Consider the following 20,632-nt stretch of genomic DNA (forward strand, 5'->3'; position numbering starts at 1 on the left):
GCGGTCGTGCCCCTCACGCGGCCGAGAGCGTGAACCGGGTCACCAGCGCGTCGGCGCCCAGCGCCTCGACGCCGATCACCCGACCGGTGAAGCCGCCGGCGACCTCGGTCGAGAGGTACCGGCCGTCGAAGGACGCGAGCTCGACGAACCCCTCCGGGCCCTCGGCGCCGAGGACGATCCGATCCGGACCCTGCCGCTGGCCGGGCTGCCCGCCGAAGGGATCCGCGCGGGCGACCAGGTGCGCCAGCGCACCCAGGTCCTCGCGCTCCTCCAGGACCTGGTCGAGCGGCCCGACGACGAGGCGCGCGCGGACGACGCCGCCGACGCGCTCCACCATCGCCTGGTGCTCGTCGTCGATCCGGACCGTCAGGGAGAGGTCGCCCTCGCCCTCGACGGAGGCGGTCCAGGTCTGCTCGGTCGCGCGCACCGCGAGCAGCCGCTCGGCGGCCGGGGACTGCGGTGCGCGGCCGGCCAGGAGCCGGAGGCCCTCGGCCGACGGCGACGCGAACGACGCGGGCACCGCGCCCGGCGCGATCCAGCGCGGATCCAGCGAAGGACCGCTGAAGCGCTCGTCGAGGTCGGCCGCGGTGGCGGCCGGTACGAACCGGTCCTCGACGACGACGGGCCAGTCGTCGACCCAGTCGATGCCGGAGAGGAAGGTCTCGCGGCCGTTGGTGTGCCACTTCGGGAAGGAGCCGCGCGGGCGGGTGCCGAGGTGCACGATCGCCCAGCCGCCGTCGGCGAGCTCGACGAGGTCGGCGTGACCGGTCGACTGCACGGGATCGGTCGTGCTGCGGTGGCTGAGGATCGGGTTCGCCGGGTTCGACTCGTACGGGCCGTCGGGAGCGTCCGCCCGCGCGATCGTCACCATGTGGCCGTGCGCCGTCCCGCCCTCGGCGACCACCAGGTACCACCGGCCGCCGCGGGAGAAGACGTGCGGCCCCTCGGCGTGTGCGCCGCCGGTGCCGCGCCAGATCTCCGTCGGCTCGGAGAGCACCTCCCCGGTGAAGGGATCGACGACTGCCTGGGAGATGCCGCCGTTCACGACGTCGGACCAGGTCAACCGGCAGACGCCGTCCTCGTCCCAGGAGAGATCGGGGTCGATGCCGAGCAGCCCGGTCGTGCGGACGGGCTCGCTCCACGGGCCGGCCGGGTCCTCGGCGTGCACGATCAGGTGTCCGTCGCGGATCTCGTGCAGGTTCGTGGTGACCATCCAGAAGCGGCCGTCGTGGTGGCGCAGGGCGGGGGCGTAGATTCCGCCGCTCGCGTTCTCGATGCCGGTGCGCACGTCGAGCTGCGAGGGCCGGTCCAGGACGCTGCCGAGCTGCGTCCAGGTCGCGAGGTCGGTGCTCGTGAAGATCGGGACGCCGGGGAAGTACTCGAAGCTGGAGGTGATGAGGAAGTACTGCTCCCCCACCCGGCAGATCGATGGGTCAGGGTGGAATCCGGGCAGGGCGAGCGCGGTCATGAGGCCTCCTTGAGCGTGATGCGGCGCTGCTCGCGGCGCGCGTTCTGGCGGCGCGGGTCGGCGACCGGGGCCGCCAGCAAGAGCCGCTGGGTGTACGGGTGCGAGGGGGTCAGTGTGACCGTGGGTGCGTCTCCCGTCTCGACCAGGTCGCCGCGGTAGAGCACCGCGACGCGGTGGCTGATGTGCCGGATGACGGAGAGGTCGTGCGAGACGAAGAGGTAGGCGACGCCGGTGGCGCGCTGGATCTCGACGAAGAGCTCCATCACCCGTGCCTGGGTGGAGAGGTCGAGCGCCGAGACGGGCTCGTCGCAGACGATCAGGCGGGGGCCGGGGGCCAGCGCGCGGGCGATGGCGACGCGCTGGCGCTGCCCGCCGGAGAACTCGCGCGGCAGCCGCTCGAGAGCGTCGGACGGCAGCTGGACCTGATCGAGCAGCGTGCGCACCCGGGCTCGGGCGTCCTTGGCGGTCGCGCCCTGGACCACGAGCGGCTCGGCGAGGATCTCGCCGATCGTCATCGACGGGTTCAGCGAGGTGTACGGGTCCTGGAAGACGACCTGGATCTGGTCCGCGATCGCGCGGCGCGCGGCGCCGCGCAGACCGCCGATCTCCTTGCCGTCGAAGCGGATGGTTCCGGCGGAGGGCCGGACGAGACCGAGGACGGCGCGGCCGATCGTGGTCTTGCCCGAGCCGGACTCGCCGACGAGGCCGACGGTCTCGCCCGCTGCGACGTCGAGGTCGATGCCGTGCAGCACCTCGACGGGCTTGGCGCGAAAGCCGCGGCCGGGGAAGGCGACGCGCAGGTCGCGGATCTCGAGCAGGCTCACGCCGCACCTCCGGTGGTCGTCGCCGTCACCGGCGGGTCGGTTCTGACCGTCTCCTCGTCGAGGATCGAGTCGAGCAGCATCGCGGTGTACGGGTGCTCGGGGGCGTCGAAGACGGCCTCGACCTCGCCCTGCTCGACGATCTCGCCTCGGCGCATCACGGCGATGCGGTTGCAGACGTCGGCGACGACGCCGAAGTTGTGGGTCACCAGCAGCACGGCCATGTCGAGCTCGTCCTGCAGGTCGCGCAGCAGGTCGAGGATCTCGGCCTGCACAGTCACGTCGAGGGCCGTCGTGGGCTCGTCGGCGATCAGCAGCTTCGGGCGGCTGACCACGGCGCCGGCGATGAGGACGCGCTGCGCCATTCCGCCGGAGATCTGGTGCGGGTAGGAGCGGAAGGTGCTCTCGGGGTCGGCGATGCCCACCCGGGCGAGCAGCGCGAGGACGCGCGATCGGGCCTCCTTCTTCGAGATGCCCAGCGCGGCGCGGGCGCCCTCGACGAGCTGCGCGCCGACGGTGAAGGAGGGGTCGAGGTTGGACATCGGCTCCTGCGGGATGTAGGAGATCGCCTTGCCGCGGAGGGGGCGCATCTGGGCGTCGGAGAGCCCGATCAGCTCGGTGCCGTCGAAGAGGATGGAGCCGCGGACGACCACCGCCTCGTTCGGTAGGACGCCGAGCGTCGCGAACGCGGTCTGCGACTTCCCGGAGCCGGACTCGCCGACCAGTCCCATCACCTCGCCGCGGGCGACGGTGAGGGAGACGCCGTGGACGACCTCGTTGAGGGTGCCGTCGGGGCTCGGGTAAGCGATGACCAGGTCGCGGATGTCGAGCAGGGAGCGGGCGGCCCGCTCGCGGTCGACGGCCTCGTCGGCGACGACCCGCTGCCCTCCGCCGATCTTCGCGGGCGTGGGCTTCGAGCCCTCGAGCGCGTCGCGGAGCGAGTTGCCGAGCAGGACGAGGGACGCGGTGATCACGCCGAGGCCGATGCTGGGCCAGAGGAACTGGGTCGGCGCGATGTAGAGGTTGCGGAAGCCCGACGCGATCATCGCACCGTAGCTGGGCACCTCGAGGGAGCCGACGCCGAGGAACGCCAGGCCGGACTGCACGGCGATCGCCGAGCCGAAGAGGAAGGCGGCGGCGATGATGATCGGTCCGCGGACGACGGAGAGCACGTGCCGGCCGAGGATGCGGAGGTTGCCGAGCCCCGAGACGCGGGCGGCGTCGACGTAGAGCTCGTTCTTCACCCCGAGGACGAGGTTGCGCACGATCCGGTAGATGCCCGGCGAGAGCAGGACGCCGAAGATCAGCATGGTGGCGCGGTAGTCGCCGCCGGTCACCGGCATCAGGATGATCAGCAGGAGCAGCCCGGGGAAGGTCATGATCAGGCTGAAGACCCACTCGGTGGTCGCCTGCGTGACGCGGCCGAAGTAGCCGCCGATCAGGCCGGCCACGACTCCGATCACGAGGGCCACCCCGGCGCCGATCAGGCCGGCGACGACCGCGGTCTGCGTCGAGAGGATCATGCGGCTCAGGATGTCGCGGCCGGATTCGTCGGCTCCGAACGGGTAGCCCGGGGTCCCGGCGGGTGCGTTGATCGCGGAGAGGCTCGAGTCGTTCGCTCCCATCGGTGCGAGCAGCGGGGCGAGGACGCCGACGAGGAGGACGAGGAGCAGGAGCACGGAGGTGATCAGCGCCTGCGGGTCCCGCAGGAGCCGCCGCCAGAGCGGCGTCCGCGCGGCGCGGACCTCGGCCGCGATGGTCTGCAGCCCCTCGGTGCTCGGGATCGCGATCCCGCGGGTGAGCGGAGCGGCGTCGGCGTGGCCGGCACCCGCGGCCTGCGAGGTGGGAGTGGACTGCGCCGGAGGGGCGGCCTGCCCCTCGGCCTGGCCGGCCGCGCGGGCGCTGTCGTCGGACGGGGTCATCGGACTCTCGCTTTCGGGTTGAGCCAGCCGTTGGCCAGGTCGGTGACGAGGTTGACCACGATGACCAGGGCGACGCCGAACGCCGCGATGCCCAGGACGACCGGGATGTCCCCCTGCAGGGAGGCGTTGAACGCGTAGCTGCCGTAGCCGGGGAGGGCGAAGACGTTCTCGATGATCAGGGCGGCGCCGAACATCTGGATGAACTCGAGGGACAGCACGGTCAGGGCCGGGCTGCCGGCGTTGCGCAAGGCGTGCTTGAGGACGATCGCGCGGGTCGGCACGCCGCGGGTGCGCAGGGTGCGGACGTAGTCGCGGCGGAGCTCGTCGATCATCCGGCCGCGGACCTGGGCGGCGAGACCGGCGATGCCGCCGATCATCAGCACGATGACGGGGATGACGATGCTGCGGGCCCAGCCGGCCGGGCTCTCCGCGAACGGGGTGAAGCCGGTGGCGGGCAGCCACTTCAGCTGGACGGCGAAGACCACGACCAGGCCGATCGCGAGCAGGAGGCCGGGAACGAGGTAGCCGACGAGCGAGATGCCCTGGGCGATCTTGTCGACGATGCCGCCGCGGGAGGCGGCCCACACGCCGAGCGCGGTGGCGATGACCGCGGTGAGGATCAGCGCCGGGACGATGATCGACAGCGTCACGGCCAGCCGCTGCAGAACGGACGGGCCGACCGGCAGCGAGGTGTAGACGGAGATGCCGAGGTCGCCGCGCAGCAGGTGCAGCAGCCAGTCGACGTACTGGACGAGGACCGGCCGGTCCCAGCCCTTCGAGGCCATCAGGCCTGCGACGTTCTCGGGCGTCGCGGACGAGCCGAGGATCGTGCTCGCCACGTCGCGGAAGGACGTGCTGAGCAGGAGGAAGGTGATGAAGGTGACCAGGAGGGCGAGGACGACGCCCGCCCCGAGGCGCTTCGCGATGTAGAGGATCATCTGATTCCCATCCGGCGGGGGCTGCCGTCATCGGCCGCCCCCGCATGGCGGTCAGCCTTCGTAGGCGAAGGTGCGGACAGTGGCGGGCGCGCCGCCGTAGTTGACGATGCTGATGCCGTCAGCGGTGGCCCACTTGCCGCCGATGAACAGGATCGGCGCCTCCCAGGCCTGCTCGACCGCGTAGGCGTTGAGCTCCTGGTAGGTGGGCACGGCGGCCTCGAAGTCGACGGTGGAGTTCAGGGTGGCGAACAGACCGTCGAGGGTCGGGTCGGTGAAGTGCTGCGGGTTGCGGTCGCCGTCGACGCCGTAGTGCGTGAAGGCGTCGGCGGGGTCGGAGTTGAAGCCGGTGATCTGGAAGTTCAGCCCGAACTCGCCGGACTGCAGTGCCGACTGCGCCTGCTGCGGCGGGACGGCGACCCACTCCAGGCCCAGCCCGATGTCGGTGAACGCCTGCGACAGCGTCGACTCGATCGTGGTCGTGAGGAAGGTGCTCGGGATCTTGAAGGTGGTGCCGGTGAAGCCGGCCTCCTCGACGAGCGCCTTGCCCTTCTCGGGGTCGTAGGCGTAGGTGTCGTCCAGCGACTCGTCGTAGACCTCGCCGGCGGGGTTGAAGATCTGCTCGGTCGGCTGGCCGATTCCGCCGTAGATGCCCTTGACGATGCCCTCGCGGTCGAGCGCGTAGTTGATGGCCTGGCGCACGCGGACGTCGCCGAGGGCCGGGTTCGTGGTGCCGGCGCGGTCGAGGATGCCGATGTAGCCGACCGCCTGGACGTTGGTGTCGGTGATGGTGAAGCGGCCGGCGTCGAGCTGCGAGGAGACCTGCGACTGCACGGTGCCGGCGTTGATCTCGCCGGCCTGGAGGGCGTTGAACGCGGCGGTCGGGTCCTGGAGCACGCGGACCGTCACCGAGGGGAACGGGTAGGCGTCGGCGTTCCAGTAGTCCTCGCGCTTCTTCAGGACGTAGGAGGTGCCGGGGACCGACGCCGCCGTGTCGAGCGTGTAGGGGCCCGAGCCGACCGGATCGGTGGCGGTCGAGGGGTCGTCGAGGGTCTCGGCGTCACCGACGGCGCCGGCGCCGAGGGCGAGGAGCCAGACGAACTGCGGGTCGTACGCGGTGAAGGAGACCTTCACCGTGAGGTCGTCCTCGGCGGCGACGTCGGAGACGAGGCCGTAGCGCGGCTGGACGATCCCGGGGGTGTTCTTGCTGCGGAGCATGGTCGCGGCGACGGACTCGGCGGTCACGGGGTCGCCGTTGCTGAAGGTCATCCCCTCGCGGAGCTTCAGGGTGAGCTCCGTGCCGTCCTCGTTGTACTCCCAGCTCTCCGCCGCGTTCGGGACGAGCTCGCCGGTCGCGCTGTCGCGGGCGAGGAGCGTGTCGAGCACCGAGCCCCAGACCAGCATCTGCTGACCGTCGACCAGCTGAGCCGGATCGAGCGAGTTCGGCGCCGAGACGGCCGCGACCTTGAGATCGGGGGCGGCGGCGGCCGCTCCCCCGGTGGAGGGCTCGGCGGCGTCACTCGTGCAGCCGGTGAGGACCAGGGTGCTGGCGGCGAGGAGCGCGAGGGCGGCGGCGCCTCGGCGGCGGGGCAGGGGGATCGGCATGGTGTTCATACTCCTTTGGATGAGCGGGGTGGGACACCGGTTGCGCCAGAGGCGGTGTTCGGTGGCCGTTCGGCTAGTAAAGCAGGGCTGATCCGTTTTGACAATCGATTGCCAAGACGGTGGGGAAGTGTGGTCGATTCGTTATGCGGGGAAGGCCGAGGCGGCCTGCTCGACCCGCTCCAGGATGTCGCCGTCGAGGAGCGCGGGCGAGGAGCCCTCGACGAGCGCTCGCGCCGAGACGTCCGCCGGGCTGCCGCCGACGAGTCCGCGGCGCAGGCCGGCCAGGCACGCTCCGAGCGCGGCGGTGCTCCCCTCGGCCCGGCCGCCGGCGGCGAGCACGAGCTCGGCGACCGGCACGATCCGCAGGCGGAGCTTGGTCTCGGTGTCCTGTCCGATCTGCTGCAGCCGGTGCTCGATCCTGGGGTTCGAGAAGCGCTCGAGGAGCGCCTCGCGGTACTCCGGTATCCCGAGGTCGGCGGGGAGCACGGTGGCCGCGTCGTCCCAGAGGGCGTCGACCGCGGCGCGGCAGACCGGGTCGGCGACGGCCGCCGCGACGGTCTCGTGACCGCGCAGCCGTCCGAGCGCGGCGAGCAGGGTGTGAGCGCCGTTCAGGAGCCAGAGCTTGCGCGACTCCCACGGGTCGAGGTCGTCGACGAAGCGCGCGCCGGCGCTCTCCCAGGCCGGCCGGCCGACCGGAAAGCGGCCGCTCAGCACCCAGTCGTGGAACGGTTCGGCGACCACCGGGGCATCGTCCCCGTAGCGGGCGCGGAGCACGGCGTCCTCCTCGGCGGAGATCCGCGGGGTGATGCGGTCGATCGAGGTGGCGACGAAGGAGGCGTGCGCGTCGAGCCAGCCGGCGAGCTCCGGGGCGATCCCCTCGACCCAGGCCGAGACGCCGCGGGCGAGGCGGCCGCCGTTGTCGGGGAGGTTGTCGCAGGAGACGATCGCGATCGGTCCGCCCTCCGCTCGGCGTCGTGACTCGAGCCCCAGCAGCAGGCGGCCGACCGCGGTCTCGGGTGCCGCGTCCTGCGGGGCCAGCCGGCCGCCGGCGACGGCGGCGAGCTCGTCGCGATCGCGGCGCACCAGCGGATCCCCGAGGTCGGGGCCGCCGTCCGCGCCGAGCCGGTAGCCGATCTCGGTGATGGTGAGCGTGACGACCGCCGTCTCCGGCGCGGACAGGTCGCGCAGCAGGCTCGGCAGATCGTCGCCCGCGTGCGCGCGGGCGACGCTGCCGATCACCTCGGCCCGGTCGCCGTCCTCCGCGCGCTCGACGAGCGTGTAGAGCCCGTCCTGCCGGGTGAGCCGGTCGGCGAGGTCGCGGCTGCGGCCGGTGTAGGCGGCGATCCCCCAGTCGTCGCCGTCCGCGCTCGCCTGGGTGTACCAGGCGGTGTGCGATCGGCTGAAGGCGCCGAGCCCGAGGTGGACGATGCGGACGGGTGGCGCCGGAACGGCGCGGACGAGGCGAGTGCCGGGTGTGGTCGTGGTGGTGCTCACAGCTTGAAGACCCTTCTGGGCTGGTCCCCGACACCGTCGAGGAGGATGCGCTCGGCGGCGCGGGCGGTCAGGCGGCCCTCGGCGACCAACCGCGCGAGGAAGGCCGCGTCGGCGCGTCGCGCGGTGTCGTGGCGGGCGGGGATGGAGAGGAAGGCGCGGGTGTCGTCGATGAAGCCCGATCCGCGGGAGAAGCCGGCGGTCTCGGTGACCGCGGAGCGGAAGCGGCCGATCGCGTCGGGCGCGTCGAGGAACCACCACGGGGCGCCGACATAGACCGACGGGTAGAAGCCGGCCAGGGGGGCGATCTCGCGCGAGTAGACGGTCTCGTCGACCGCGAAGAGCACGAGGTGGAAGTCGCGCTCGAGGCCGAAGCGCTCGAGCAGCGGCCGCAGGCCCCTCACGTACTCGGTGGCGACGGGGAGGTCGTGCCCGGTGTCCGGGCCGAAGCGACGCCGGGTGCTACTGCTGTGGTTGCGCAGCACCCCGGCGTGGACGGTCATCACCAGGCCGTCCTCGACGCTCATCCGGGCCATCTGGAGCAGCATGTGCGCGCGGAAGAGCGCTCGCTCCTCCCCCGTGGCGGTGCCGGCGACGACGGAGGCGAACAGCGACTGCGCCTCGACCGCGTCGAGGTCGACGGCGAGGGGCTGCTCGACCCCGTGGTCGGCCGAGACGGCGCCGTGGGCGCGGAAGTGGGCGCGCCGCTCCTCGAGCGCGCCGAGATAGCCGGCGAAGGTCGTCGGCTTCCCGGTGCGGCCGAGCAGTGCCTCGACGTCCTCGCGGAAGCACTCGGCGTCAGGGTCGAGGTAGCGGTCGGGCCGGAAGGTCGGCAGGACTCGGCCCGGGAGCGTGCCGGCGAGTGCGGCATGCGAGGCGAGATCGTCGAGCGGGTCGTCTGTAGTCGCGAGCACCTCGATGCCGAAGCGCTCGAAGAGCGCTCGGGGCCGGAAATCAGGGGCGGCCAGGCGCTCGGTGATCGCGTCGTAGAGGCGGTCCGCCGACCCGGTGTCGAGCTCGGCGTCGACGCCGAGCACCTGCGACAGCTCCTCCTCGAGCCAGTAGCCGGAGGCGGTGCCGGCGAAGAGGTGCCAGTGCGCCCCGAGGATGCGCCAGACCTCGCGGGGATCGGCCCGGTGCCCGCCGAGGCCGAGTGCGGCGTAGTCGACTCCGGCCGCGTGCAGGAGGCGGGTCACGTAGTGGTCCTTCGCGACCAGCAGGGCCACCGGGTCCTCGAAGGCGAGGTCGTCGCGGAGGAGCTCCACGGGCACATGACCGTGCGGGGAGATGATCGGGGCCTGCGCGACGGCCTCGTAGAGGCCGCGGGCGATTCCGCGGGTCCGCGGGTCGGCAGGGAGCAGCCGGTCGGGATCACGACGTTGTGGGGAGAGCATGCGGTCAGTCTGCGGAGGTGGCAACCGTTTGTCAACCGATTGCTCCGCATCCCGTGTCGAGGTCGATCCGCCGTTTCCCAGGGCGGAGTGGAACCGCTTGCCAACTCGATGTTCGATCTGTTTCACTGTCCGTGCCCGCGCCGTCGCCGCACCGCCTGCGACGCGCTCCCCGCGGGCCAGACCGGAGAGACCGCCGCATGCGCATCGACAGAGCCGACGTCATCGTCACCAGTCCCGACCGCAACTTCGTCACCCTGAAGCTGACCACCGACGACGGCCTGACCGGCCTCGGCGATGCGACGCTCAACGGCCGCGAGCTCGCCGTCGTCGCCTATCTGCGCGAGCACGTCGTGCCGCTGCTGATCGGTCGCGACGCGTCCACCATCGAGGACACCTGGCAGTTCCTCTACCGCTCCGCCTACTGGCGCCGCGGCCCGGTGACGATGGCCGCGATCGCCGCCGTGGACATGGCCCTCTGGGACATCAAGGGCAAGGCCGCCGGCGTGCCGGTCTACCAGCTGCTCGGCGGCGCCTCCCGCACCGGGCTGATGGCCTACGGGCACGCCTCGGGCAAGACGAACAGCGAGCTGTTCGACAGCATCCGCTCGCACCAGGAGCAGGGCTACCGGTCCATCCGCGTGCAGACCGCGGTGCCGGGGCTGAAGTCGATCTACGGCATCGCCTCGAACATAACCGCCGAGGCGAACAAGGGCGTCCGCTACGACCACGAGCCCGCCCAGCGCGGCGGCCTGCCGGCCGAGGAGGACTGGGACACCCGCTCCTACCTGCGCCACCTGCCGACCGTGTTCGAGGCGGTGCGCAACGAGTTCGGCCCCGAGCTGCCGCTGCTGCACGACGGCCACCACCGGATGACACCGATCCAGGCCGCGAAGCTCGGCAAGTCGCTCGAGCCGTACGACCTGTTCTGGCTCGAGGACTGCACGCCGGCCGAGAACCAGGAGGCGCTGCGCCTGGTCCGCCAGCACACCACCACGCCGCTCGCGATCGGCGAGATCTTCAACACCGTCTGGGACTTCAAGGACCTCATCCGCGAGCAGCTCATCGACTACGTTCGCGGCGCCGTCACGCACATGGGCGGCATCACCGCGCTGAAGAAGACCCTCGAGTACGCGGCCCAGTACCAGATCAAGTCCGGCATGCACGGCCCGACCGACATCTCGCCCGTGGGCATGGCCGCCGCGATGCACCTGGGCCTGGCGATCCACAACTTCGGCATCCAGGAGTACATGCAGCACGGCGCGAAGACGAACGCCACGTTCCAGCAGTCCTTCACCTGGACCGACGGCTTCCTGCACCCCGGCGACGAGCCCGGTCTCGGCGTCGAGCTCGACGTCGACGAGGCGGGCAAGTACCCCTACGTGCAGGCCTACCTCCCCTACAACCGCCTCGCCGACGGCACCGTCCACGACTGGTGACCGTCGTCCCCTCGACCGTCGTCCCCTCGATCAGAGAAGAGCACACCGTGAGCACGACAGCCCCCGTCACCGCCGGCAGCACGATCGGCGAATGGCTCGACCACCCGAAGGGCGGGCCGCTCGTGCGCGCCCTGCTCGAGCAGAGCGGCGCCCAGGAGGAGATGCTCGCCCCGCTGCGCGGCCTCCCCCTGCAGCAGCTCGTCGCCGTCAGCAACGGGCAGATGGCGCAGTCGGTCATCGACGAGCTGGTGCTCGCCGCGAACGACGGAGTGCTCCCCGCGGAGGCCGAGCCCTCCGGCTGGGCCGAGCAGGTGACGCCCGGCCGCTTCACCGGCCGCACGGTCGTCGTGACCGGCGCCGCCTCCGGGATCGGCCGCGCCACCGCCTCCCGGATCGCCCGCGAGGGCGGCCGCGTCATCGCCGTCGACGTCTCGGCGGAGCGGCTCGACGAGCTGGTGGCGAGCCACTCCGGTCTCGAAGTCGTCGCGGTGCGCGCCGACATCACGGCGCAGGCGGATGTCGATGCGATCGTCGCCGCGGCGGACGGCCGGATCGACGCTCTCGCCAATGTCGCCGGCATCAACGACGACTTCTCCCCTGCACACGAGACCAGCGACGCCGTCTGGGACCGCGTCATCGGGATCAACCTGACCGGACCCTTCAAGGTGCTGCGGGCCGTGCTGCCGACGATGCTCGGCGCCGGCCGGGGCTCGGTGGTCAATGTCGCCAGCGAGGCGGCGCTGCGCGGGAACAGCTCCGGCAACGCCTACACCGTCTCCAAGCACGGCGTCCTCGGCCTGACCCGGTCGGCCGCCTTCATGTACGGGCCGCAGGGGATCCGGGTGAACGCCGTCGCTCCCGGCGGGGTCGCCACCGGCATCCCGATGCCGCCGACCATGTCCGAGCAGGGCTCCGCCCGGCTGCAGCCCTTCCAGGCGATGATCCCCACGATCGCGACCGCCGAGCAGCTCGCCGCGTCGATCTGCTTCCTGCTCTCGGACGACGGCGTGAACATCAACGGCGCCGTCCTCGCCTCCGACGGCGGCTGGTCCGTCCAGTGAGCGCCGGCCATGCCCTGCCGAGGATCGAGCGCCACGGCTCCCGCTCCCGGCTGATCGTCGACGGCGAGCCCTTCCTCGCCCTCGGCGGTGAGCTGCACAACTCCAGCCCGTCCAGCCCCGCCTATCTCGCTCCCGTCTGGGACCGCCTGGCCGCCGCCGGCGTGCGCTCCGTCATCGGTGCCGCGAGCTGGCAGCTCGTCGAGCCGGAGGAGGGCGTCTTCGACTTCACCGCCGTCGACGACCAGATCACCCAGGCGCGGGTCCGCGGCATCCGGCTGATCCTGATCTGGTTCGGCTCGTACAAGAACGCCGAGTCGTCCTACGCGCCGAGCTGGGTGCGCCGCGACGAGGGTCGCTTCCCGCGGGCCGAGCGCGACGAGGAGAACCCGCTGACCGGCCGCTTCAGCCTCGACGGGCCGATCCTCAGCGTCTTCGGCGAGGAGCTGCTCCGCGCCGACGCCCGCGCCTTCGCGGCGCTGATGGCGCACCTGCGCGAGGTCGATCCCGAGCACACCGTGATCGCCGTGCAGGTGCAGAACGAGGTCGGCCTGCTCGGCGACAGCCGCGACCGCAGTCCGCTCGCGGAGGCGGCCTGGTCCGCTCCGGTGCCGCCGGCACTGCTCGACGGGCTCGCCGAGCGCGGCGACGCCCTGCAGCCGTGGCTCCGCGAGCTGTGGACCGCGCAGGGCGCGCGCTCCTCCGGCAGCTGGGCGGAGGTGTTCGGCACCGGCCGGGAGGCCGACGAGGTCTTCATGGCCTGGGCCTTCAGCCGGTTCGTGAACCACGTCGCCGGCCTCGGTGCACGGGAGTACCCGCTGCCGATGTTCACCAACGCCTGGCTCGGACCGCAGCCGAATGCGGCGCTGCCCGGACAGTACCCCAGCGGCGGACCGGTGGCTCGGATGATCGACGTCTGGCAGATCGGCGCACCGGCGCTCGCGCTGCTGGCGCCGGACATCTACATCGAGGACTTCGCGGGGGCGGTCGCCTCGTTCGACGTCGCGGGCAACGCGATCCTCGTCCCGGAGGCGCGCCCCGAGCCGGGCCTGGCGAGCGTGGCTGTCGGCGCCCACGGGGCGCTCGGCTTCCACGTCTTCGGGATCGAGGACGTGCTCGACCACGGGGAGCTCTTCCGCGAGTTCGAGGTCCTGCAGTCGCTGTCGTCCGTCATCACGGACGCCCAGATCGACCATCGGATCCACGGCTTCCGGCTCGCCACCGGCGCGAGCGAGACGGTCGAGCTGGGCGGCTACTCCGTCACCGTCTCCGGCCCGATCGACACTCGCGGCATGTTCGGCGAGGGTACGGGCGACTCCGCCGCGGTCGTCACCGGCTACGGCGTCGTGATCCATCTCGGCGGGGACGAGTTCCTCGTCGCCGCTCGCGGCGCCTCCGTCCGCTTCGCCCGCTCCGGAGAGCTCGTCGAGTGGGACGCGCTGACCGAGGAGACCTTCGTCGACGGGCAGTGGCGGCCCGGCCGCACGCTCAACGGGGACGAGCGCTACTTCATGTTCCCGACTCACGATCTCCGGGTCGTGCGGATCGAGCTCCTCCGTCGTCCGCTCAGGGTGAGGCGATGAGCCGCAGGAACACGTCGAGCAGCGGCAGCGCGCGGCGACCGGGGTCGAGCAGCGACTGGATGCGCAGACCGTCGATCATCGCCAGGACCAGGGTGATCTTCTCGTCCGCGGTGACCTCCTCGCCGTCCTCCGACGCCGCGAGCCGGGTGGTGGAGAAGTAGCCGCGCACCCGGTCGCGCCGCTGCACGAAGAAGTCGTGCGCGGGGTGCCCCGGGTCCGTGGCGGCGATCGTGATCGCGAGCCAGTTGCGCTGCTGCTCCGGGTGCGCGAACTCCTCCGCGAAGACACTCGAGAGCACCTGCTCCGGCGCGTGCTCGGAGGCGAGGATCCGCTCGGCGAGCGCGATGTCGTCGGCGTCGCGCTGCCGGAGGGCCTCGAGGAGCAGCTCGTCCTTGGTGGCGAAGTGGCGCAGCAGGGCGGCGTGGGTGAGGTTCGCGCGGGAGGCGATGTCGCGCAGCGAAGCCCGCTCGAAGCCGTGCTCGGCGAAGCTCGCGGACGCGGCCCGGACGATCTCCGCCTTCCGCGCCGGGGTGGACGCGTAGGGCCCTCGACGGCCACGGGGCGGCGCGTTCGTCTGCTCGGTCTCGGTCGTCACGGGCTCCTCCTCCGTCGCAGGGAGTTCACTCCCGATGTCGCTTGTCAAAGCTAACCATATTGGTTACAGTTCGAAAGGTGACCACGGTGGTCACCATTCATCGGAGCACCGACGCTCCGGTCCCCGCGACGCCGCGGGCGCACGCCACCTGATGAAGGAGTCTCGGTGACCACGCACGATCCCGAAGTCCACGTCCCCGCCGGCGCCGGGACGTCCCCCGCCGCTCCGGCCGCCGAGCCCGGGGCGGTGCCGCCGATCGACGCGGCGAGCCCCGGCGCGGCCGAGGCGCAGAAGCCGGTCAGCCGCAGCTACATCCTCTGGCTGATGCTCGCCAGCTTCGGCGGCTCGATGGCGATGATGGTGCCGCTCTCCTACGGCATCGCGCTGCGGATCTCGGAGCTCGCGCCCGGGCAGGAGCAGCTGCTCGGCGTCATCACCGGCATTGCGCAGGTCGTCTACCTGCTGATCAGCCCGTTGGTCGGGCTGTGGAGCGACCGGACCCGCTCGCGCTGGGGCCGCCGCACGCCGTTCCTCTTCCTCGGCGCAGGCATCGGCCTCGCCGGCCTGCTGCTGATGGGCTTCGCTCCGAACCTGCTCCTGGTCGGCTGCGGCTGGGTGCTCGGCATGGCCGGCTGGTCGATCTCCGGGGCCGCCGTGCAGACGCTGCAGGCGGACAAGCTGCCCGACTCGCAGCGCGGCAAGGTCTCGGCGCTGACCAATCTGATGAACCAGGTCGCCCCCATCCTCGGCATCGGCATCGCCTACGCCGTGTCCTCGAGCACGCTCCTCGTCTTCGCGATCCCCGGCCTGATCGGCGCGATCCTGATCGCGGTGTTCCCCTTCGTCAAGCCGGAGGGCAGCTCGACGTCCCTGCCCGCCGGCGCGACCGTCACCCTCGGCTCCGTGGTGCGCAGCTACGGCTTCGACGTCCGCCGCTATCCCGATTTCTCCTGGAACTGGCTCGGCCGCTTCATCTTCTTCATCGGCCTCTACTTCAACACCACGTTCGGCACCTTCTTCTACGCGCAGCGCCTCGACCTGCCCGTCCGGGAGGTCGCGGGAGTCGTGGCGAGCATCGGCATGCTCGGCGTCGTGGCCGCGACGGGTGGGGCGCTGCTCGGCGGGTTCCTCTCCGACCGGCTGAAGCGCCGCCGGCTCTTCGTCGCGATCTCGGCCGTCGTCTTCGTCGGCGGCGCCGTCACGGAGGCGTTCGCGTGGTCGCTGCCGCAGCTGATCATCGGCGCGGTGCTCATGCAGCTGGCGATCGCCATCTTCGCGACCGTCGACCAGGCGATCATCTTCGCGATCCTCCCCGATCGGAGCGAGGCCGGCCGCTACATGGCGGTCGTCGCCTTCGCGCAGAAGATCCCGAGCGCGGTCGCTCCGCTGATCGCCGCGGCGATCATCAGCATCGGCGCGATCGGCGCCGAGAAGAACTACACCCTGCTCTACCTGGTCGGCGCGTCCTTCGCGCTGATCGGCGGTCTGATGATCGCGGCCAAGGTCAAGGCGGTCCGATGAGCGCCCACGACGAGCAGGTCCCACCCGCTCCCTTCGCCCTGTCGGTCGACAGCGGCGGAGACCGCGTGCCCACCACGACCGGCTCGCCCCGACTCTCCTGGAAGCTGCCCGTCGGCGGCGCCGCCGAGCGCTACGAGATCGACGCCGTCGTCGACGACCGGCTGCTGCCCGTCGCTCACGCCACCGCCTCGACCTTCGTCGAGTGGCCGTGGGCCGCCCTCCCCAGCCGCAGCCGGGTCGAGTGGCGGGTCCGCGCGGAGCGGCTGGGCGCGGCATGGTCGCGCTGGGCCGCCTTCGAGGTGGGCCTGCTCGCCGAGGACTGGACTGCGCCGTGGATCTCCCCCGCCCCGACCGCCGCCGACGACGAGGACGCGGACGGCCCCGCCGGCCGGCGGCCCGCGCACCTGCTCTCGGTCGACGTCGAGCTCGAGCAGGAGGTCCGCAGCGGGCGCCTCTACTCGACCGCGCTGGGTCTGTACACCGCGACGATCAACGGCAGCCGCGTCGGCGCCGTGGAGCTCTCCCCCGGCTCCACCTCCTACGACCGCACCCTCCACGCCCAGGCGGCCGACGTGACCGACGCCCTGCGCGCCGGCGCGAACCGCGTCGAGGTCGAGCTCTCCGACGGCTGGTACCGGTGCGAGGTAGGCGCCTTCCGGGTCCCCGCCGAGTGGGGCGCGACGCTCGGCTTCCGCGCCGAGTTGCACCTCGAGCTCGCCGACGGCAGTCACCGAGTGATCGGGACCGGCGACTCCTGGGTCAGCGCACCCTCCCGCATCACCGGAGCCGGTCTCATGGACGGGCAGACCCTCGACCTCAGTGCGGCCGAGGCGCAGGCACGGCCCGTCCTGGTCGACGTCGTCGACGCCCCGGCGATCGAGTGGTCGCCCGCTCCGCCGGTCCGCGTGATCGAGGCCCGCGAGCCCGTCGCCGCCCGCGAGATCCGGCCGGGAGTCTGGGTGCTCGACTTCGGCCAGAACGCGTCCGGTCGGCTCCGGCTCGAGGAGCTCGGACCGGAGGGCACCAGGACCGTCATCGAGTTCGGCGAGCACTGCGGCCCGGACGGCGACCTCTCCACGGCGCACCTCGACTCCCATCGCCCCGGCGAGCCGGCGACGCTGTTCGTCCAGCGCGACGAGGTCGTCGCCGGGGCGACCCCCGAGGTCTTCGAGCCGCGGCACACCGTGCACGGCTTCCAGTACGCCCGGGTCACCCGCCACGGCGCGCCGTTCGACCCCTCGACCGTCTCGATGCGGATCGTGCACACCGACCTGGAGAGCGCCGGCACCTTCGCGTGCAGCGACCCCGACCTGGTCCGCCTGCACGAGATCGCCGAGTGGAGCTTCCGCGGCAACGCCGTCGACGTGCCGACCGACTGCCCGACGCGCGAGCGGCTCGCCTGGTCCGGCGACTACCAGGTGTTCGTCTCGACGGCGACGCGCCTCTTCGACGTGCACGGCTTCACCCGCAAGTGGCTGCGCTCCGTCCGCGACGACCAGCTCGACGACGGCCGGATCACGAACTTCTCTCCCGACGGCCGCCGCATCAAGCACCACGTCGACCAGCAGTTCGCGCAGATGACCGGCTCCGCCGGCTGGGGCGACGCGATCGTCGCCGTGCCCTGGGAGCTGTACCGCGACTCCGGCGACCGGCTGGTCCTCGAGGAGAACGTCGCGGCGATGATCCGCTGGGTGGAGTGGGCGCTGGAGCAGGCGCGCACCAAGCGCCACCACGTCCGGGTGCAGCGCTCCCCCGAGCCGGAGTGGTTCGAGGAGTTCCTCTGGGACGGCACCTTCCACTGGGGCGAGTGGATCGAGCCGCGCGAGCACGACGCCGACGGCCGGCCGATCGACCCGGTGCAGGCCGACCCGATGGCCTGGTTCACCGCCGACAAGGGCGAGGTGGGCACCGCCTACCTGCACCGCTCGACCGCGACCCTCGCCCGGATCGCCGGTCTGCTCGGCCGCACCGCCGACGCCGATCGCTACGCCGCGCTGGCCGAGCGCATCCGCGACGCCTGGCGGGCGGCCTACCTCCGCGAGGACGGGATCACCTCCGTCGACTCGCAGGCCTCCTACGTCCGCGCGCTGTCCTTCGGACTCGTCCCCGAGCACCTGCGGGCCGCGGCCGCCGATCGACTCGTCGACCTCGTCCACGCCGCAGACGACCACCTCGGCACCGGCTTCCTCTCCACCGGCGACCTGCTGCCGGTGCTGACCGAGGCGGGCCGCGCCGACGTCGCCTACTCCCTGCTGGGCCGGCGCACCGCGCCGTCCTGGCTGCACATGCTCGACCGCGGCGCCACCACGGTCTGGGAGGACTGGGAGGGGATCGACGACGCGGGCCAGGCCCACGAGTCGCTCAACCATTACAGCAAGGGCGCGGTCGTCCGCTTCCTGCACAGCCACCTGCTCGGACTGCGCCAGGACGAGGAGTCGATCGGCTGGCGCTCCGTCGTCGTCGCGCCCGTCCCCGGCCCGGACCTCGACTGGGCCCGCGGAACCCACGAGTCACCGCAGGGCACCCTCCGCGTGGAGTGGCGCCGCGAGCGCGACGAGCTGGTCGTCGAGGTCGACCTGCCGGAGGGCACCACCGGACGGCTGCTCTTCCCCGACGGGCACGAGCTCCACCTGACCCCGGGTGCGACCCGCGCCGCCCGGCCGCTGCCCGCCACCTCCTCCGCACCCGACCACGACGCACCCGACCACGACGCCGCGCTCGCGACGGCGCAGACCGAAGGACGATCATGACCGCTTTCCCGAACGGCTTCCTCTGGGGCTCCGCCACCGCCGGCCACCAGATCGAGGGCAACAACACGAACAGCGACTGGTGGGCCCGCGAGCAGATGATGCCCGGCATGGAGCTCTCCGGCGACGCCTGCGACAGCTACCACCGCTACCGCGAGGACATCGCGCTGCTCGCGGACGCCGGCCTCACCGCCTACCGCTTCAGCCTCGAGTGGTCGCGGATCGAGCCCGTGCGCGGGCACTTCTCCCGCGCCGAGCTCGCCCACTACCGCCGGATGATCGAGTTCTGCTTCGAGCGCGGCGTCACCCCCGTCGTCACCCTGCAGCACTTCACCACCCCGCAGTGGTTCGCCGAGAACGGCGGCTGGATCGCCCAGGACGCCTCGGAGCTGTTCGAGCGCTTCGTCACGGAGGCGACGACCATCCTCGACGGCGTCGAGTGGGTCGTGACCATGAACGAGCCGAACATGCAGGCCGCCATCATGACCGCGATGCGCCGCCTCAGCGAGGCCGGCAGCGGCGAGTGGCAGAGCCCGACCGTCGAGGCGACGGGCGACGGAGACGGCGAGAAGTCGTCCCACGGCGACTTCCTCACCTACGCCGACCCGGAGCTCGGCCGGATGTTCACCCGCATCCACCACGCCGCCCGCGCCATCGTGCGCGAGCGCACCTCGGCCAAGGTCGGCTGGACCATCGCCGCCGGCGCACTGACCGCCGCTCCGGGCGGCGAGGAGAAGCTGCTCGAGATCCGCCTCGGCAAGGAGGACGTCTACTGGGAGGGCAGCCGCGGGGACGACTTCGTCGGCGTCCAGGCCTACTCCAGCCAGGAGGTGGACGCACGCGGCCTCGTCCCGCACCCGCCGCACCCCGACAACACCCTCGTCGGCACCGCCTACCGCCCCGACGCACTCGCCATGGCAGTGCGCCACGCCTGGGAGGTGACGCAGGGCGTCCCCGTCCTCATCACCGAGAACGGCATCGCGACCGCGGACGACACCCAGCGCATCCGCTACACGGATGAGGCGCTGCAGGGCCTCGCCGACACCATCGACGAGGGCGTCGACGTGCGCGGCTACCTGCACTGGTCCCTCCTCGACAACTTCGAGTGGGGCCACTGGGAGCCGACCTTCGGCCTCATCGCTGTCGACCGCGAGACCTTCGTCCGCTCGCCCAAGCCCAGCCTCGCCTGGCTCGGCCGGGTCGCCGCGCAGAACGCGCTGGTCGCGGAGGTCGCCCGATGAGCGCCGCATTCGCCGACGCGACCGCCGTCCCCGTCGCGCAGCTGCTCGATCTGACCGGCCGCCGCGCGGTCGTCACCGGCGGCGCCCAGGGCCTCGGACGGGCGATCGCCGCCCGGCTCGCCGAGGCCGGAGCCGATGTCGCAGTCGCCGACCTCGACCTGGGCCGGGCCGAAGCTGCGGCCTCGGGGCTGCCCGCCGGCTCGCGCGCCCTCGGGGTGCGGATGGACGTGACCGACTCCGACTCCGTCGCCGAGGCGGCCGCGCGCGTCGAGGCGGAGCTCGGCGGCATCGACATCTGGGTCAACAACGCCGGGATCTTCCCCGCCGTCCCGGTCACGCAGATGTCCGACGAGACCTGGGAGCAGGTCTTCGCGGTGAACACCCGCGGTGTCTTCCACGGCTCCCGCGAGGCGGCCCGCCGGATGACCGACGGCGGCGTGATCGTCAACATCGTCTCGACCGCCGGCTTCCGCGGCACCGCGCCTGGACTCGCGGCCTACGTGGGCTCGAAGCACGCCGTGCGGGGCATGACCAAGCAGATGGCGCTCGAGTTCGCCCCGCTGGGGATCCGCGTGCTCGGCGTCGCGCCGACCTTCGTCCCCACGGAGGGCAACCTGGCCGCCGCGGCCGCGGGAGCCGCGGCGCTCGGCGACGGGCCGGCGCCGGACATGCCGGTGATGACGAGCAGCCTGATCGGCCGGATCGGCACTCCGGACGACATCGCGCGCGTCGTCCTCTTCGCCGCGAGTGACCTGGCCACGATCATGACCGGCAGCACCCTGCTCGCCGACGCCGGCCAGACGATCTGAGAAGCG

At 72.2% G+C, this 20,632-nt stretch carries 15 protein-coding genes; 7 read left to right on the forward strand and 8 right to left on the reverse strand.

What is annotated here, in order from left to right; all coding sequences use genetic code 11:
* Positions 1–13: 13 nt before the first annotated feature.
* The 7 genes from GSU72_RS09710 to uxaC form a co-directional block, all read right to left on the reverse strand.
* A complete protein-coding gene (locus GSU72_RS09710; RefSeq protein WP_159984830.1) occupies positions 14–1,468 on the reverse strand; it encodes a glycoside hydrolase family 43 protein in 1,455 nt (484 codons plus the stop codon).
* Positions 1,465–2,292, reverse strand: coding sequence for an ATP-binding cassette domain-containing protein (locus GSU72_RS09715; RefSeq protein ID WP_167306102.1), 828 nt, complete (start codon positions 2,290–2,292; stop codon positions 1,465–1,467). Before GSU72_RS09715 ends, GSU72_RS09710 begins: the two co-directional genes overlap by 4 nt.
* Complete coding sequence (locus GSU72_RS09720) at positions 2,289–4,211, reverse strand: dipeptide/oligopeptide/nickel ABC transporter permease/ATP-binding protein (protein ID WP_159984831.1); 1,923 nt, start codon at positions 4,209–4,211, stop codon at positions 2,289–2,291. Before GSU72_RS09720 ends, GSU72_RS09715 begins: the two co-directional genes overlap by 4 nt.
* Positions 4,208–5,149 (reverse strand): ABC transporter permease, encoded by a 942-nt coding sequence (locus GSU72_RS09725; protein ID WP_159984832.1) that lies wholly within the window; start codon positions 5,147–5,149, stop codon positions 4,208–4,210. Before GSU72_RS09725 ends, GSU72_RS09720 begins: the two co-directional genes overlap by 4 nt.
* 51 nt (positions 5,150–5,200) lie before the next feature.
* Positions 5,201–6,751: an ABC transporter substrate-binding protein gene (locus tag GSU72_RS09730; protein WP_159984833.1), complete on the reverse strand. Its 1,551-nt coding sequence runs from the start codon at positions 6,749–6,751 to the stop codon at positions 5,201–5,203.
* Positions 6,752–6,892: 141 nt separating this feature from the next.
* Entirely contained in the window at positions 6,893–8,245 is a 1,353-nt protein-coding gene (locus GSU72_RS09735) for a mannitol dehydrogenase family protein (RefSeq protein WP_159984834.1), read from the reverse strand.
* Positions 8,242–9,636 (reverse strand): glucuronate isomerase, encoded by a 1,395-nt coding sequence (gene uxaC / locus GSU72_RS09740; protein ID WP_159984835.1) that lies wholly within the window; start codon positions 9,634–9,636, stop codon positions 8,242–8,244. The genes GSU72_RS09735 and uxaC overlap by 4 nt, the downstream gene beginning before the upstream one ends.
* 197 nt (positions 9,637–9,833) lie before the next feature.
* On the opposite strand from uxaC, the gene manD reads away from it, so the two are divergent.
* The 3 genes from manD to GSU72_RS09755 are packed head-to-tail and all read left to right on the forward strand — an operon-like array spanning position 9,834 to position 13,713.
* A complete protein-coding gene (manD, locus tag GSU72_RS09745; RefSeq protein WP_159984836.1) occupies positions 9,834–11,072 on the forward strand; it encodes a D-mannonate dehydratase ManD in 1,239 nt (412 codons plus the stop codon).
* A 47-nt stretch (positions 11,073–11,119) separates the two neighbouring features.
* Complete coding sequence (locus GSU72_RS09750) at positions 11,120–12,133, forward strand: SDR family NAD(P)-dependent oxidoreductase (RefSeq protein WP_159984837.1); 1,014 nt, start codon at positions 11,120–11,122, stop codon at positions 12,131–12,133.
* Positions 12,130–13,713, forward strand: coding sequence for a DUF5597 domain-containing protein (locus tag GSU72_RS09755; protein ID WP_208545038.1), 1,584 nt, complete (start codon positions 12,130–12,132; stop codon positions 13,711–13,713). Before GSU72_RS09750 ends, GSU72_RS09755 begins: the two co-directional genes overlap by 4 nt.
* On the opposite strand, the gene GSU72_RS09760 is transcribed toward GSU72_RS09755, so the two are convergent.
* Positions 13,697–14,308, reverse strand: a complete 612-nt coding sequence (locus tag GSU72_RS09760) for a TetR/AcrR family transcriptional regulator (RefSeq protein ID WP_159984838.1) — start codon at positions 14,306–14,308, stop codon at positions 13,697–13,699. The two genes, GSU72_RS09755 and GSU72_RS09760, sit on opposite strands and share 17 nt — an antisense overlap.
* A gap of 165 nt (positions 14,309–14,473) precedes the next feature.
* Between GSU72_RS09760 and GSU72_RS09765 the strand changes: the two genes are divergently transcribed.
* From GSU72_RS09765 to GSU72_RS09780, 4 genes are read left to right on the forward strand one after another with little or no spacing between them, the layout of a single operon-like run.
* Positions 14,474–15,829 (forward strand): MFS transporter, encoded by a 1,356-nt coding sequence (locus GSU72_RS09765; protein ID WP_244255745.1) that lies wholly within the window; start codon positions 14,474–14,476, stop codon positions 15,827–15,829.
* Positions 15,826–18,579: a family 78 glycoside hydrolase catalytic domain gene (locus tag GSU72_RS09770; RefSeq protein WP_159984839.1), complete on the forward strand. Its 2,754-nt coding sequence runs from the start codon at positions 15,826–15,828 to the stop codon at positions 18,577–18,579. The genes GSU72_RS09765 and GSU72_RS09770 overlap by 4 nt, the downstream gene beginning before the upstream one ends.
* Positions 18,576–19,817 carry a family 1 glycosylhydrolase gene (locus GSU72_RS09775; protein ID WP_159984840.1) on the forward strand — a complete coding sequence of 414 codons (1,242 nt, stop codon included), beginning with the start codon at positions 18,576–18,578 and terminating at the stop codon, positions 19,815–19,817. Before GSU72_RS09770 ends, GSU72_RS09775 begins: the two co-directional genes overlap by 4 nt.
* Positions 19,814–20,626 (forward strand): SDR family oxidoreductase, encoded by an 813-nt coding sequence (locus tag GSU72_RS09780; protein WP_159984841.1) that lies wholly within the window; start codon positions 19,814–19,816, stop codon positions 20,624–20,626. Before GSU72_RS09775 ends, GSU72_RS09780 begins: the two co-directional genes overlap by 4 nt.
* Positions 20,627–20,632: the final 6 nt, after the last annotated feature.

Source organism: Rathayibacter sp. VKM Ac-2760, from assembly GCF_009834185.1.
Taxonomy (GTDB): domain Bacteria; phylum Actinomycetota; class Actinomycetes; order Actinomycetales; family Microbacteriaceae; genus Rathayibacter.